The sequence below is a fragment of the Vreelandella arctica genome, from assembly GCF_037070215.1.
In the GTDB taxonomy this organism is placed as follows: domain Bacteria; phylum Pseudomonadota; class Gammaproteobacteria; order Pseudomonadales; family Halomonadaceae; genus Vreelandella; species Vreelandella arctica.
The window spans coordinates 15,557-28,211 of the sequence record NZ_JBANSN010000021.1 but is presented as its reverse complement, the minus strand read 5'-3'; the positions used below and the strand labels follow the sequence as shown (position 1 = coordinate 28,211).

Annotated in this window: 13 protein-coding genes; 10 read left to right on the top strand and 3 right to left on the bottom strand. The window is 56.9% G+C overall.

Translation table 11 applies throughout. The features are described from left to right. Nucleotides 1–5 precede the first annotated feature (5 nt). Nucleotides 6–1,448: a YfcC family protein gene (locus V8L70_RS16385; protein WP_101147502.1), complete on the bottom strand. Its 1,443-nt coding sequence runs from the start codon at nt 1,446–1,448 to the stop codon at nt 6–8. 246 nt (nt 1,449–1,694) lie between these two features. On the opposite strand from V8L70_RS16385, the gene V8L70_RS16380 reads away from it, so the two are divergent. The 7 genes from V8L70_RS16380 to V8L70_RS16350 all read left to right on the top strand — a co-directional run bounded on the left by V8L70_RS16380 (nt 1,695) and on the right by V8L70_RS16350 (nt 7,867). Further along, on the top strand, nt 1,695–2,525 hold the full coding sequence (locus V8L70_RS16380; RefSeq protein WP_101147501.1) for a bifunctional allantoicase/(S)-ureidoglycine aminohydrolase: 831 nt from the start codon (nt 1,695–1,697) through the stop codon (nt 2,523–2,525). A 138-nt stretch (nt 2,526–2,663) separates the two neighbouring features. Beyond that, the gene (locus tag V8L70_RS16375) at nt 2,664–3,152 is read left to right on the top strand and encodes an ureidoglycolate lyase (protein WP_101147500.1); all 489 of its coding nucleotides are present in this window, start codon (nt 2,664–2,666) and stop codon (nt 3,150–3,152) included. A 105-nt stretch (nt 3,153–3,257) separates the two neighbouring features. Then, nucleotides 3,258–4,742 (top strand): pyruvate kinase, encoded by a 1,485-nt coding sequence (gene pyk, locus V8L70_RS16370; RefSeq protein ID WP_336270173.1) that lies wholly within the window; start codon nt 3,258–3,260, stop codon nt 4,740–4,742. Continuing rightward, nucleotides 4,720–5,511: a molybdate ABC transporter substrate-binding protein gene (gene modA, locus V8L70_RS16365; protein ID WP_101147498.1), complete on the top strand. Its 792-nt coding sequence runs from the start codon at nt 4,720–4,722 to the stop codon at nt 5,509–5,511. The genes pyk and modA overlap by 23 nt, the downstream gene beginning before the upstream one ends. A gap of 13 nt (nt 5,512–5,524) precedes the next feature. Then, complete coding sequence (modB, locus tag V8L70_RS16360) at nt 5,525–6,193, top strand: molybdate ABC transporter permease subunit (protein WP_008956011.1); 669 nt, start codon at nt 5,525–5,527, stop codon at nt 6,191–6,193. Beyond that, nucleotides 6,156–7,334 carry an ABC transporter ATP-binding protein gene (locus V8L70_RS16355; protein WP_101147497.1) on the top strand — a complete coding sequence of 393 codons (1,179 nt, stop codon included), beginning with the start codon at nt 6,156–6,158 and terminating at the stop codon, nt 7,332–7,334. The genes modB and V8L70_RS16355 overlap by 38 nt, the downstream gene beginning before the upstream one ends. Nucleotides 7,335–7,336: 2 nt before the next feature. Then, complete coding sequence (locus V8L70_RS16350) at nt 7,337–7,867, top strand: DUF192 domain-containing protein (RefSeq protein WP_101147496.1); 531 nt, start codon at nt 7,337–7,339, stop codon at nt 7,865–7,867. Here V8L70_RS16350 and V8L70_RS16345 read toward each other — a convergent pair. Both V8L70_RS16345 and V8L70_RS16340 read right to left on the bottom strand, forming a co-directional pair. Further along, a complete protein-coding gene (locus V8L70_RS16345; RefSeq protein WP_101147495.1) occupies nt 7,864–8,724 on the bottom strand; it encodes a DMT family transporter in 861 nt (286 codons plus the stop codon). The two genes, V8L70_RS16350 and V8L70_RS16345, sit on opposite strands and share 4 nt — an antisense overlap. Before the next feature lie 45 nt (nt 8,725–8,769). Then, nucleotides 8,770–9,504: a ParA family protein gene (locus V8L70_RS16340; RefSeq protein WP_101147494.1), complete on the bottom strand. Its 735-nt coding sequence runs from the start codon at nt 9,502–9,504 to the stop codon at nt 8,770–8,772. A 279-nt stretch (nt 9,505–9,783) separates the two neighbouring features. On the opposite strand from V8L70_RS16340, the gene V8L70_RS16335 reads away from it, so the two are divergent. The 3 genes from V8L70_RS16335 to V8L70_RS16325 all read left to right on the top strand — a co-directional run bounded on the left by V8L70_RS16335 (nt 9,784) and on the right by V8L70_RS16325 (nt 12,629). After that, nucleotides 9,784–10,794 (top strand): DctP family TRAP transporter solute-binding subunit, encoded by a 1,011-nt coding sequence (locus V8L70_RS16335; RefSeq protein ID WP_101147493.1) that lies wholly within the window; start codon nt 9,784–9,786, stop codon nt 10,792–10,794. Nucleotides 10,795–10,855: 61 nt separating this feature from the next. Further along, nucleotides 10,856–11,335, top strand: coding sequence for a TRAP transporter small permease (locus V8L70_RS16330; RefSeq protein WP_101147492.1), 480 nt, complete (start codon nt 10,856–10,858; stop codon nt 11,333–11,335). After that, nucleotides 11,325–12,629: a TRAP transporter large permease gene (locus V8L70_RS16325; RefSeq protein ID WP_101147491.1), complete on the top strand. Its 1,305-nt coding sequence runs from the start codon at nt 11,325–11,327 to the stop codon at nt 12,627–12,629. Before V8L70_RS16330 ends, V8L70_RS16325 begins: the two co-directional genes overlap by 11 nt. Nucleotides 12,630–12,655: the final 26 nt, after the last annotated feature.

Below are 12,655 nucleotides of genomic sequence, written 5' to 3'. Positions count from 1 at the left end.
CACTTCTAGCCGGTCCACTGCGTTGCCTGGGCGAAAATAAGAAAGCCCAGGGCAATCACGATCCAGACGCAAAAAAGTGGGAAGAAGAATTTGACCCACTTTTGCCACGGCACGCCCGCCAGCGCCAGGGTCGCCATGAAGTAGCCCGAGGTTGGGTAGAAGATATTGCCGATGCCATCACCCAGCTGGAAAGCCAGCACCGACGTTTGACGAGTAACGCCGATAATGTCGGAAAGCGGGGCCATCAGCGGCATCGTCACCAGGGCCTGGCCACTGCCGGAAGGGACGATGAAGTTAAAACCTAGCTGAGCGAAGAACATGCCAATTGCCGAAAGCAGGGTGGGTAAGCCACCGACGAGGTTGCCGAGCCCGAACACCAGCGTGTCCATGATCTGGCCATCTTCCAGCATCACGGCAACGCCCCTTGCGACGCCGGCGATCATGGCCCCGACCAATACGTCGCGGAAGCCCTGGTTGAAGCCTGAACATATTTCGTCGGTATCGAGGCCCGCAATAAGGCCCACTACGATGCCCATGATGATAAACAGGCCCGCCATTTCCATCATGAACCAGCCTTGCTGCAGTACGCCATAAACGAGTACCGCGAAGAAAGCGAAGGTGGCGATGGCCGCCAGCTTCTGGCGAGCAGTGGCGATTAAGGCTGAGCTATTGTCAGCATGCTGATAAAGCGAGCGCTTTTCAGACTCGGTGGCGTCGCTGCTCATCAGGCTAAGAGCCGGTGTCTGGCGCACACTGCGGGCGTAGCGCATAACGAAGAAAATGGCCGCGGCCAGCATTACTACAAACGCCATGATGCGCAGGCCATAACCGGAATAGAGAGGCAGATCTGAGAGTTGCTGGCCTAGCCCCGTATTGATGGGGTTGAGCACGCCCGTTGTGAATCCAACCGTGGTGGCGCAGAGGGCCACCGCCGCGGCGGTGACGGAATCAAAGCGCAAGGCAATCATCAACGGCAAGATGACCGGCACATAGACCAGGGCTAACTCTTGGGTGCCGATAACGGTTGCGATGAGGGCAAACACCGTCATCAGCACGGGGATAGTGAGCAGGCTCTTTTGCGCAAAGCGGCGCGTTAACTTATCCACACCTATTTCAATAATGCCGGTGCGCCTTAGCACCATGAACATACCGCCGATCATAAAGGTAAAAAAGACGACTTCCCCGGCACTCATCAAGCCATTCGGGATCGCCAGCATGAAATCGACGAGACCAACCGGGGAAGAAGCGATCTGCTCATAAGTGGTGGGGTCAATAGTGATTCGTCCGTTCGGGCCCGGAACACGCTCGAACTGCCCGGCAGGTACAAAATGCGTTGCTATCGCGGCCAGGCCGATAAATATGAACAGCACCACGTAAATATCCGGGATTCTGCACCAGCTTTTTTTCGGCGCTCGGCTATCCGGCGAAGAGGGAGTTTGTTGGGTCATGCTATGCCTCGCGTTTGTTATAAGTAGCCGACCTGAGCAACGGTGAGCGGACGTCATGCCGCGTTGAGGTTGCTGTTTTGGACATGCTCGTATGATCTTGGAATTATGAAACGAAAGTTTCTAAAGAAATTACTATTGGGAGGAGTGTTTCACAAGGTCTTTGCTAAAGATTGCTTTATTGTGCTTCGCTAATCTTGTATACAAGACATATATCGCCTGTTTTTACTACGTTATATAGGTTAAAAAATGCCAGCTAACTACTACGCCCCTACCGGCGGGCACCCGCCGCAAACCCAAATAACCGCTGACCGTGCGGTATTCACTGAAGCATACGCGCTGATTCCTAAAGGGGTGATGCGCGATATCGTCACCAGCAACCTACCGTTTTGGGAAAGCACCCGGTTGTGGGTGCTGGCGCGGCCGCTGTCGGGGTTTGCCGAGACGTTCTCCCAGTACATTATGGAAGTCCAGCCCCAGGGTGGTAGTGATAAGCCCGAGCCAGACCCCCAGGCGGAAGGCGTGCTGTTTATTGTGGAAGGTGAGTTAACGCTTACTTTGTCAGGCGAGCACCACGTTATGCAGCCCGGCGGCTATGCGTTTATTCCCCCTGGTAGTAACTGGCAGGTGCGAAACGAATCTAACGCGCCGGTGCGTTTCCACTGGGTACGCAAGGCGTACGAGTTTGTGGAAGGGCTTGAGGTGCCAAAGGCGTTTGTCACCAATGAGCAGGATATTGCGCCGATCGAGATGCCGGGCACCGAAGGGCGCTGGGCTACCACGCGTTTTGTCGACCCGGCGGACGTTCGCCACGATATGCACGTCAATATCGTGACCTTTCAGCCCGGCGGCGTGATCCCCTTTGATGAAACCCATGTCATGGAGCACGGCCTGTACGTGCTTGAAGGCAAGGCCGTTTATCACCTGAATCAAAATTGGGTCGAGGTGGAAGCGGGGGACTTTATGTGGCTACGCGCCTTCTGCCCCCAGGCTTGCTACGCCGCTGGCCCAGGGCCGTTCCGTTATTTGTTGTATAAAGATGTTAATCGTCATGCTTCTCTTCGCCTAAATGCACGATAAAAAGGCGAGGGCAGGCCGAAGAGGAGGTCCTACGCCAAGGATGGCGTCGGTAGCGCCCACGGATGGGTTCACAGCGCCTCCTCGTAGGCCTACCCTCGACTGAGATATATCTCAAGGGCAGCTTTCAAGGATAACTCTATGCTAGAACTAAAAGCCGAGCCGCTAACGGCTGAAGCCTTCTCTCCTTTTGGCGATGTGATGGATGCGCGTACTTCCGCGTCGTTTCCTATTAACGCCGGGCGCACCCAGCGTCACCATGATCTGGCTAAGGTAGAAACCTTGGGCGATAACGCCCGCACGCTGATTAATATCTTCGTGAGCCAGCCGATTACACTACCGCTGGAGCTAACGTTTCTAGAGCGTCACCCCCAGGGCAGCCAAGCGTTTATGCCGCTGCATCAGGAACGTTTTATCGTTGTAGTGGCGCCGCCCGGGGAACATATCAATCCTGACGAAGTGCGTGCTTTTGTGACCGATGGCCGCCAAGGCGTGAATTACTGTGCAGGCACTTGGCACGCCATCCAGTCAGTGCTAGAACGTGAGGGCGAGTTCTTGGTGGTGGATCGGGGCGGCGATGGCAATAACTGCGATGAGTTTCCCCTGGCAATGACCGTTATGTTGGAATAATACGTACATTTCGTGTTGCAGGGCTGTCATATAGAACGCGTTAAACTGATAAGCTAGTGTTATTAAACAAAGTCACTACACGCTCATTAGCATGGTTGGAATATTATGAACGCACTGCACTTCTCTACGATCCGTCGTACCAAAATTGTCGCCACCCTTGGGCCTGCCAGCGACCGTGAAGGCGTATTGGAGGCCATGCTCAAGGCGGGTGTTGATGTGGTGCGTCTTAATTTCTCTCACGGTACCGCCGATGATCACCGCCGCCGGTTAACCGAGGTGCGTGAAATTGCCGCCAAACTGGGCCGCAGCGTAGCGGCTCTAGGCGACCTCCAAGGCCCCAAGATCCGCATTGCACGGTTTAGAGATGGCTCCGTAGTGCTTAAAGAAGGCCAGCCGTTCATTCTCGATATGGAACTCGACGGCGATGCCGGTGATATCCACCAAGTGGGTTGTGACTATAAAACCTTGTCACAAGATGTGGTCGCCGGTGACCGCCTGCTGCTAGATGACGGACGTTTGGTGCTGGATGTGGCTCGCGTTGAAGGACAACAGGTTCATACCACCGTGGTTGTGGGCGGCAAGCTCTCCAACCATAAAGGCATCAACAAGCAGGGCGGCGGCCTCTCCGCCCCGGCGTTGACCGAGAAAGACAAGGAAGACCTCAAAACCGCTGTTGATATTGGCGTCGACTATCTAGCCATTTCCTTCCCTCGTCATGCCGAAGACATGCTGGAAGCACGCCGTTTACTGGGCGAAGCGGGTAAGGGAATTGGCCTAGTCGCCAAGGTCGAGCGCGCTGAAGCGGTCGCTGATGACGCCACCCTGGACGGCATTATCGAAGCGTCTGAAGCAGTCATGGTGGCGCGCGGCGATCTAGGTGTGGAAATTGGCGATGCTAAGCTGGTGGGCGTTCAGAAACGCATGATCAAGCGCGCCCGCTCGCTCAACCGTGCTGTCATTACTGCCACACAGATGATGGAAAGCATGATTTCAGCGCCGCTACCTACGCGTGCCGAAGTCTTTGACGTCGCTAACGCGGTATTGGATGGCAGCGATGCGGTCATGCTCTCAGCGGAAACCGCCGCGGGTGACTATCCCTTGGAAACCGTCGAAGCGATGTCGCGTGTTTGCCTGGGCGCTGAGCGGGAGAAATCTGCCCAGGAATCCGGCCACCGCATTCATGAAGGCTTTACCCGCCCAGACGAAACCATTGCGCTTTCCGCTATGTACGCGGCCAACCACATGACCGGCGTCACAGCCATTGCCTGCATGACCTCATCTGGCTATACGCCATTGATCGCGTCGCGCATTCGTTCCGGCCTGCCGATTGTTGGCTTGGCGCATAACCCCATCGCTCAGCGCCGCATGGCACTCTACCGTGGGGTCGTTTCGCTGCCGTTCGATACCTCTGATATGACACCCACCGAGCTAAACGACCGTGCGCTGGAACTGCTGGTGAAGACCGGTATCTCCAAGGCAGGGGATCACGTGATCCTTACCCGCGGCGACCATATGAACGCTCATGGCGGTACCAATACCATGAAGGTGATGGAGATTACCGATCAGCATGCTGAGCCTAGCAACAGCTAATGTAGCTCGCGGGCTGCTGCTGGTCTGCTTGCTATTAACAGGTTCCCCCGCAGCAGCGGGGGGACCTCCTATTGTGGCGGCGGCCTCTGATCTGCAGTTTGCGCTGACGGAGGCCGCGGAGCAGTTTCAACAAGAAACAGGCCACGCGCTGCGGCTAAACTTTGGTTCGTCGGGCAACTTCCGTCGCCAAATCGCCCAAGGCGCACCTTTCGAACTGTATCTTTCTGCTGATGAGCGTTATGTTCAGGCGCTTTATAAAGAGGGCCACACCCAAGACGAGGGCGTTATTTACGCCATTGGTCGGTTAGTGTGGCTGCAGCGCGCCGGGCGCGGTGATTTGCCCAGTGCTGATGCGCCGCTTACTGGGGTAGAGGCCGCGCTGGAAGCACAAGGAACTACGGAACGTATCGCCCTGGCGAATCCTGAGCACGCGCCTTATGGCGTGGCGGCGCAGCAGGCGCTTGAGCACGCTGGGCTTTGGCAGCAAACCGAGCCGCTGCGAGTGCTGGGCGAAAATGTCTCACAAGCGGCGCAGTTTGCGCTTTCCGACGATGCGCGCGGTGGTCTGGTGGCTTATTCCTTGGCCTTAGCGCCTGCGCTTAGTGAGCGAAGTGAGTACGCACTCATCCCTGAGGGCTGGCATAGCTCGCTTCGACAACGCATGGTGTTGACTAATCAGGCGGGAGAAGTGGCCAGTAATTTTTATCACTGGTTACAGCAAGACGAAGGGCAATCCATCTTGCGCCGCTACGGTTTTAGCGTTGAATAATGGATGGCTCTTAATGGATTGGTCGGCACTCTCAGTCTCGCTACGCCTTGCAGGCTTTACCTGCTTACTACTTATCCCCATCGCTATTTGGCTAGGCCGCGCCCTGGCCTACGCGCGTTTCCGGGGCAAAGGTCTATGCGAAGCGCTGATTGCCCTCCCGCTGGTACTGCCGCCTACCGTACTGGGCTTTTATCTGCTGTTGAGCTTTGGCCGCGATGCGCCGGTGGGTTCGTTTTGGGCAGAAATGACCGGCAGCGGGCTGAATTTTACCTTCACAGGCATATTACTGGCCTCACTGATCGCCAATCTGCCGTTTGCCGTGCAGCCCATTCAGCGCGCCTTTGAACATGTGCCCCACAACCTACGAGAAGCGGCCTGGTGCAGCGGCTTGAGCCCCTGGCAAACGCTGCTGCGTATCGAACTGCCCTTGGTATGGCCAGGCATTATGTCCGCGGCAGCGCTAACGTTTGCCCATACGCTGGGCGAATTCGGCGTCATCTTGATGGTGGGGGGCGCTATTGATGGCGAAACCCGCACCCTTGCCATTGCCATCTATGATCGCGTTCAAGCCTTTGACGAACAGGGCGCGGCACAGATGTCGGCGCTGTTGCTGTTGGTGTCGTTTATTACCTTGGGGCTTGTCTATGGACTGGCCGGGCGCAGGCGGTGGGTACGTGGCTAATTCGCGCATCACCGGGCCGATCGAAGGACTAGGCGTGGCGGTCCACCAAACGGGGCCGATTCCGCTGGCCGCCGAGTTTATCTGCCAACCCGGCGAACTGCTGGCGCTGGTAGGGCCGTCGGGCAGCGGGAAAACCACTCTGCTGCGGACTATTGCCGGGCTTTATCGCCCTCAAAATGGGCGTGTGGAATGCGCTGGCGACGTTTGGTTTGATGCTGAACGTAAGCATTCACTTCCGCCCCAGCGTCGGCAAGTCGGCATGGTGTTTCAGGACTATGCGCTGTTTCCCCACTTAACCGCGTTAGAAAATATTCAACTGCCGCTGCGTCATCTGCCTCAACCTCAGCGCCGAGAACAAGCGGAACAGTGGCTGGCCAAGGTGCGTTTAGACGGGCTGGGCAAGCGCTACCCCAACGCGCTTTCCGGTGGGCAACGCCAGCGTGTCGCGCTAGCCCGCGCCTTGGCCCGCGATCCGAAAGTGCTGTTGCTCGATGAACCGTTTTCAGCGGTGGATCAAGTGACCCGTCGGCGTTTGCAGCGCGAACTGGCACTGCTCCGCCAGCAAATCGAGATTCCCATCGTGCTGGTAACGCATGACCTGGAAGAAGCCACGGCACTGGCGGATCAAATCTGCGTGTTGCATAACGGCGTAAGCCTTCAGCAGGGTTCGCCCGAGGTGCTGTTCAGTCGCCCAGCCACGCCGCTAGTAGCACGCTTGCTGGACCGCCATAATCTCTTTGAAGGCACCGTCGTAGAGTTAGAAGGCCAGCGTCGCCTGCAGTGGGGGAAAACTTACCTGGAAGTCGCTGAAGGACTTACCAACCTGCCACTGGGAGAGACCGTGGCCTGGTATTTGCCGCCTTCCGATATTGTGCTTCACCGTCGTGATCGGCCTTCGCAAGGCGAGCGGGAAAACCCGCTGGCTGCCACGGTCAGTGAGGTAGTGGTGTTGGGTGGCATTACGTCAGTTTCCTTAAGCGTTGACCACGGTGATATGTTACGTTTCGACATTGCCACCCATGCTGCACGTCGCAATCAGTTAACCCGCGGGGCAGTGGTGAATGTTTCACTGCTGGCGGCAGGAATACACCTGTTGCCAGGCCACCGAGTTCGCGCAGATGCGCATGACAAAAGGAAGTAAGCATGGATCACACGCGTCGCACGCTGCTTAAAGCATCGTTACTGTTACCGCTGGCGGCGCTGTTGCCGATGTCGTTACTCAGCTCGTTTGCCTGGGGGCAGGCAACGAAAGAGATGCAGACGCTGGCGCTGGCTATTCATAGCGAGGGCGGGCCGCACCGTTTAGAGGTCGAGGTGGCAGAAACATCCTCTCAGCGACAGCGCGGATTGATGGGGCGTGAGAGCCTGCCGAAAGCGCAGGGCATGCTATTTCGTTTTGAGAATGAGCAATCGGCCAACAATGCCTTTTGGATGTATAACACGTTGATTCCTCTCGACATTGCTTTTATCGATGCGAATGGCCATATCGTGGCGATCAACACCATGCAGCCCTGCGAATCTACTTCGCCGAGTGAGTGCCCCTCTTATCCAGCGGGTGCGACGTATCATTCAGCGCTAGAGGTTAATGGCGGCTACTTTGCCGAGCGCGGCATCAAAGTAGGTGACTGTGTGTCTATCCCTGAAGAAGCCGGTTTCTGCCAACCTGCGAATTAAGCGGGGCGAGGGTTGCGGCGAAACTTCAGCACAATCAGAGCGATACCCGCGACTACTAAGCCACCGCCCACCAGTTTATGAAAGCCTAGGCTGTCGCCCATCAATAGCGCGCCTAGGCCGACCGCCAATACCGGTACGAGCAGCGTCATGGGTACTACGCGATTAACCGGATGGCGGCGCAACAGCGCGTACCAAATCCCGTAAGCCACAATCGATGACATGACCGCGGTGTACACCATCGCCCCCCAGCCTACCCAGCTTGCCTGCCGCATCGCCTGCCACTGACCGCTTTCAAACAGCCACGAGCCCAGCGCTACCTGGGGCACTGCAAATAGCGCCACCCAACCTGCAAGCGCTAAGGGGGCGATGGGTGGGCCGCGTTTAATCAATAGCTGCGATACCGCCCAACCGAGAGCGCTCATCAATAAAATACTGAGCGGCAGAGGCGAAGGCAGTGTGGGCCCTCCGGCGAGCACGATCACTCCGGCAAACGAGAGTAGCAGCCCCGCGATACGTTTGGGTCCCAGCTTCTCTTTAAGAAATACCACGGCTAGCAGCGTCGCAAAAGGCGTACCCATTTGTACCAACAGCGCCCCAGTGCCTGCTTCGGCCTGCCCCAAGCCAATAAATAGCAGGGCAAAGTGGAGACTGCCGAAGGTGATGGATAACAGCAGCAAAAACGGCAGCTGTGCCCGCGCTACCGGGTAGAAGGGCACCAGCAGCACCGCGACCAGCATAAAGCGCAGCGTGGTCATCAACAGCGGCGGCAACTCCACCACACCGACCTTGATCACAATGATATTCAGCGCCCAAATGACGATAACAAATAGGCCAAGCAGCAGGTCGCGTAGGGGCACATTGATGTCCGTTCATTGATGTTTTTTGCTAGATGAAAACGAGCGTCATTGCATACGCTGCGCGATCTCTCGCCACAGTGCAGCGTAGGCGCGACCGCCTGGACTGCTGCGGGCGAAATGCCCGACCGGCGCGCGTTCGACACCCATGCGCTCGACCGCACTAGCGTTTGGCACGGTCGTGGACAAGCGCCTCGGCCAGCGCTCGCTGAGACTCTCCATCACCTCGCGGTGGAGGGTTTTGCGGCGGTCGGCGAGGGTTACGAACGGCCAGATTGGGCAAGCCTGCTCGACCGCGTCCAGGTGAGTGTCCAGTTGCTCGAGGGTGCGCAAAGACAGGGTCGTCGGCACCACCGGCACCAGTAGGGCATCGACGCTGGAGAATATCTGGTCGGCGAGCGCCGACAAGCTCGGCGGGCAGTCGAGTATCACCAGGTCGTAACTGGTCATTACTGGCTTGAGGATCTTGCGCAGTCGACTAGGCTTGCGGGTTTCCATCGACGCTTCCAGGTCGCGTGAGCCCAGCGCCGCAGGCAGCAGGTCGAGCCCTTCAATGTCGGTCTCGCGGATCGCCCGATCAAGGTCGGCCTTGCCCTTGACCAGTTTGTCGACACCACCGCGCACTTTGGGTTTGCTGCGCAGGTAGAAGGTGGTGGCTGCCTGGGGGTCAATATCCCACAGCAACACTCGCTTGCCGTCGCGTGCCGCTTCAGCGGCGAGATTGACGGCGGAGGCGGTCTTGCCCACGCCGCCCTTGATACTGTAAAGCGCCAGCATCTGCATGGGAAACTCCTTGATTGGTAACTGTTTTAGTCTAACCGATTGGCCCACACGGATACGTGACGTTTCTATGACGGCGGCGGTGGTAGTAGCGTCACACCGCTGTGATACACGCCGAAAGTCGGTCATTAATAGCCGATAGAATGGCTTTCCTTCCCCTCAAGAATACCTACAATGGAGTGCTTATCGCCAACATGCACGCAATGCGCACCGTTATTTAGGCGATACAGTGATAGACCTCCTAATAAAGTCACCATAAAAATCGATAAAAAAGGATCTACTATGACGCTTACACGCTCAATGGCTCGTTTCACTGCCGGCTTGGCCGGTGCGGCACTGCTTTCCGCTTCTCTATCAGCACAAGCTCGTGAACTCTCGGTTTCTACCGTTTTGTCTGACGCTTTCCCCTGGGGTCAGGCGGCGGAGAAGTGGGCAGAATTGGTCGAGGAACGCAGCGGTGGTGAACTCACGCTGCGCGTTTACCCCAACTCTCAACTGGTTTCCGGCGACCAAACCCGCGAATTTTCCGCTATGCGTTCTGGTCTAATCGACGCTGCTGTGGGCTCGACGATTAACTGGTCGCCCCAGGTGCCGGAACTCAATTTGTTCTCCTTACCGTTTTTCATTCCCGATGAAGCCGCCGTGGATGCGGTCACCGGTGGTGAAGCGGGGGGGCTAGTGTTTGAAGCAATCGAATCACGTGGGGTTATCCCGTTAGCCTGGGGTGAAAACGGTTTCCGCCAGGTTTCCAATTCGCGCGGGCCAATCAGCCAGCCGGATGACTTGGATGGTCTGAAGATTCGTGTGGTGGGTTCGCCGTTGTTCCAGGATACGTTCTCAGCACTGGGCGCCGATCCCACCCAAATGAGCTGGACCGATGCTCAGCCAGCGTTAACGACTGGTGCGGTAGATGGCCAGGAAAACCCGCTTTCGGTGTTTGACGTGGCGCGTATTGATCAAGTGGGCCAAGAGCATTTAACACTCTGGAACTACATGAATGATCCGCTGATTTTTGCCGTTAACCAGCAGGTTTGGCAGTCGCTCGATGAAGAGCAGCAAACCATGCTGCGTGAAACCGCCAAGGAAGCTGGTGAGTGGGAAATCGCCATGACCCGTGAAGAGGAGAGCGAACGCTTAGCGGCGATTCAAGAGCGCGGTGTGACGGTGACCGAGCTTTCTGATGAGCAGTACCAGGCGTTTGTCGATGCGACACAGTCCGTTTATGAGAAATGGGCGCCGCGCATTGGTGAAGAAGTGGTCAACGCCGCACAAACGGCTATCGACGCACGTTAATTACCTATGTTGTTCTAACTCCCGGCCCTCAAGGCTGGGAGTTTTTTGCTGTGAGGCTGCCATGAAAGGCTTTCCTGATGCACGCCCCGAGCGCTGGCTGGGCGCGCTGGCGTTAATCATTATCTCATTGATCAGCCTGGGTAATGTCATTACCCGCTATCTGACCGGTGGCTCTTTTTCATTTACGGAGGAGTTTTCGGTGTTTTTGTTGGTAGTGCTGACGTTTGCCGGGGCCTCGGTGGCGTTGCGGCGCAATCGCCATATCCGTATTGGCTTTCTGGAGCGTGCGTTGCCGCCTAAATACCGCCGTGCCTTAATCCTTTTTCAAACGCTGTGCGTTGCCATTGTGCTGGGTTTGATCACTTGGTATGGCGGCAAGTTGGCTTGGCAGGAGTACCAGTGGGAGTCGCTTTCGCCGGGGCTGGGGTTACCTCAGTGGTGGTATTTAGTCTGGTTGCCAGTGCTTTCCGCGGCCATGTTATGGCGCTTGTTCCAGCAAACCGCTGACCGTTTGACGGGGAGGCTCACCGATGAGCCCTGATGTTTGGATGATTCTGGCCTTTGCAGGCTTGCTGATTGCGGGTGTGCCGGTGGCGTTTTCATTAGCGCTTTCCGGGGCTGTCGGTATCGTGCTTGGCTTGTCTCCGGATATGCTGGCGACCCTGGGCACTAATACCTATAACAGCATCGCCAAGTACCCCTTGATTGCGATTCCGTTATTCATTTTAACCGGGCTTATCTTTGAGCGTTCCGGTGTGGCGCTTCGCTTGGTGCGTTTTGCCCAGGCGCTGATTGGCCCTCGCCACGGCGGCTTGGCGCTGGTCGCAGTATTGGTATGTATGATTATGGGCGGCATGAGCGGCTCTGGCCCTGCCGATGCGGCGGCCGTGGCGATGGTGATGCTGCCCAGCATGACCAAAGCGGGCTACCCCAAGCCGTTTTCGGCCACGCTGATTGCGGCCTCAGCCTCGACGGCGATTCTTATACCGCCTTCAGTGGCACTGATTCTTTACTCGATTGTGGTGCCCGGTGTTGATTTGCGGGCGCTGTTTGCGGCGGGGCTGTTTCCTGGCATGTTGGCGGGGATAGCACTGCTGGTGCCTGCCATGATCGTTTCCAAACGCTATGGTTGGGAGGGCGGCACGCCGGTAGAGGGTGCTGAACAGCTCAGTGTGCGCACCACTTTTAAACAGGCGATACCGGCGCTGTTTGCGCCGGTGCTGATTTTAGGCGGCTTGCGTTCAGGCTTGTTTACACCCACTGAAGCCGCCGTGGTGGCGGTGGCCTATGGCGCGATTGTCGGGCTTTTTCTTACTCGCGAACTGTCGCTACGCGATTTGTGGGAACTGTTAGGCGAGGCGGCGATTATCTCGGGGGTGGTGATGCTGATTATCGCGCTGGCCGGAATTTTTGCCTGGGCGGGCACCATGCTGGGCACCTTCCGCCACTTGGCGGAGTGGATCATTAGCCTGACCGATAACGGCGTGCTGCTGCTTATTCTGGTGATGTTGGCGGTGCTGGTCGCCGGGATGCTGCTGGATGCGATCTCGATTTATCTGATTATGATGCCGATCTTGATACCCGTGATGCAGCACTTTGAATGGAACCCGGTGTGGTTCGGCATTCTATTGGCAATGAACATTGCTATTGGCCAGTTTACCCCGCCGGTGGCGGTGAATTTGATGGTGACGACCGAGGTGGCCAAAATTCGTTTGGAGCAAACGCTCGGCTGGGCGCTGCTGTTTGTGGTGGCAATGGGGTGTGCGCTGGCGCTGGTGGCTATTTTCCCCGCTATCGCGCTGTGGCTGCCTACCGTGTTGGGCTATAACGTTTGATGTGGGCTCAGAAATTAGTGACCATA

Coding starts and splice junctions, on each gene's coding strand:
- V8L70_RS16340 (WP_101147494.1), bottom strand. CDS start 9,504: ATGCAGATGCTGGCGCTTTACAGTATCAAGGGCGGCGTGGGCAAGACC.
- V8L70_RS16380 (WP_101147501.1), top strand. CDS start 1,695: ATGCCAGCTAACTACTACGCCCCTACCGGCGGGCACCCGCCGCAAACC.
- V8L70_RS16385 (WP_101147502.1), bottom strand. CDS start 1,448: ATGACCCAACAAACTCCCTCTTCGCCGGATAGCCGAGCGCCGAAAAAA.
- pyk (WP_336270173.1), top strand. CDS start 3,258: ATGAACGCACTGCACTTCTCTACGATCCGTCGTACCAAAATTGTCGCC.
- V8L70_RS16350 (WP_101147496.1), top strand. CDS start 7,337: ATGGATCACACGCGTCGCACGCTGCTTAAAGCATCGTTACTGTTACCG.
- V8L70_RS16335 (WP_101147493.1), top strand. CDS start 9,784: ATGACGCTTACACGCTCAATGGCTCGTTTCACTGCCGGCTTGGCCGGT.
- modA (WP_101147498.1), top strand. CDS start 4,720: ATGCTGAGCCTAGCAACAGCTAATGTAGCTCGCGGGCTGCTGCTGGTC.
- V8L70_RS16325 (WP_101147491.1), top strand. CDS start 11,325: ATGAGCCCTGATGTTTGGATGATTCTGGCCTTTGCAGGCTTGCTGATT.
- V8L70_RS16375 (WP_101147500.1), top strand. CDS start 2,664: ATGCTAGAACTAAAAGCCGAGCCGCTAACGGCTGAAGCCTTCTCTCCT.
- V8L70_RS16355 (WP_101147497.1), top strand. CDS start 6,156: ATGGACTGGCCGGGCGCAGGCGGTGGGTACGTGGCTAATTCGCGCATC.
- modB (WP_008956011.1), top strand. CDS start 5,525: ATGGATTGGTCGGCACTCTCAGTCTCGCTACGCCTTGCAGGCTTTACC.
- V8L70_RS16330 (WP_101147492.1), top strand. CDS start 10,856: ATGAAAGGCTTTCCTGATGCACGCCCCGAGCGCTGGCTGGGCGCGCTG.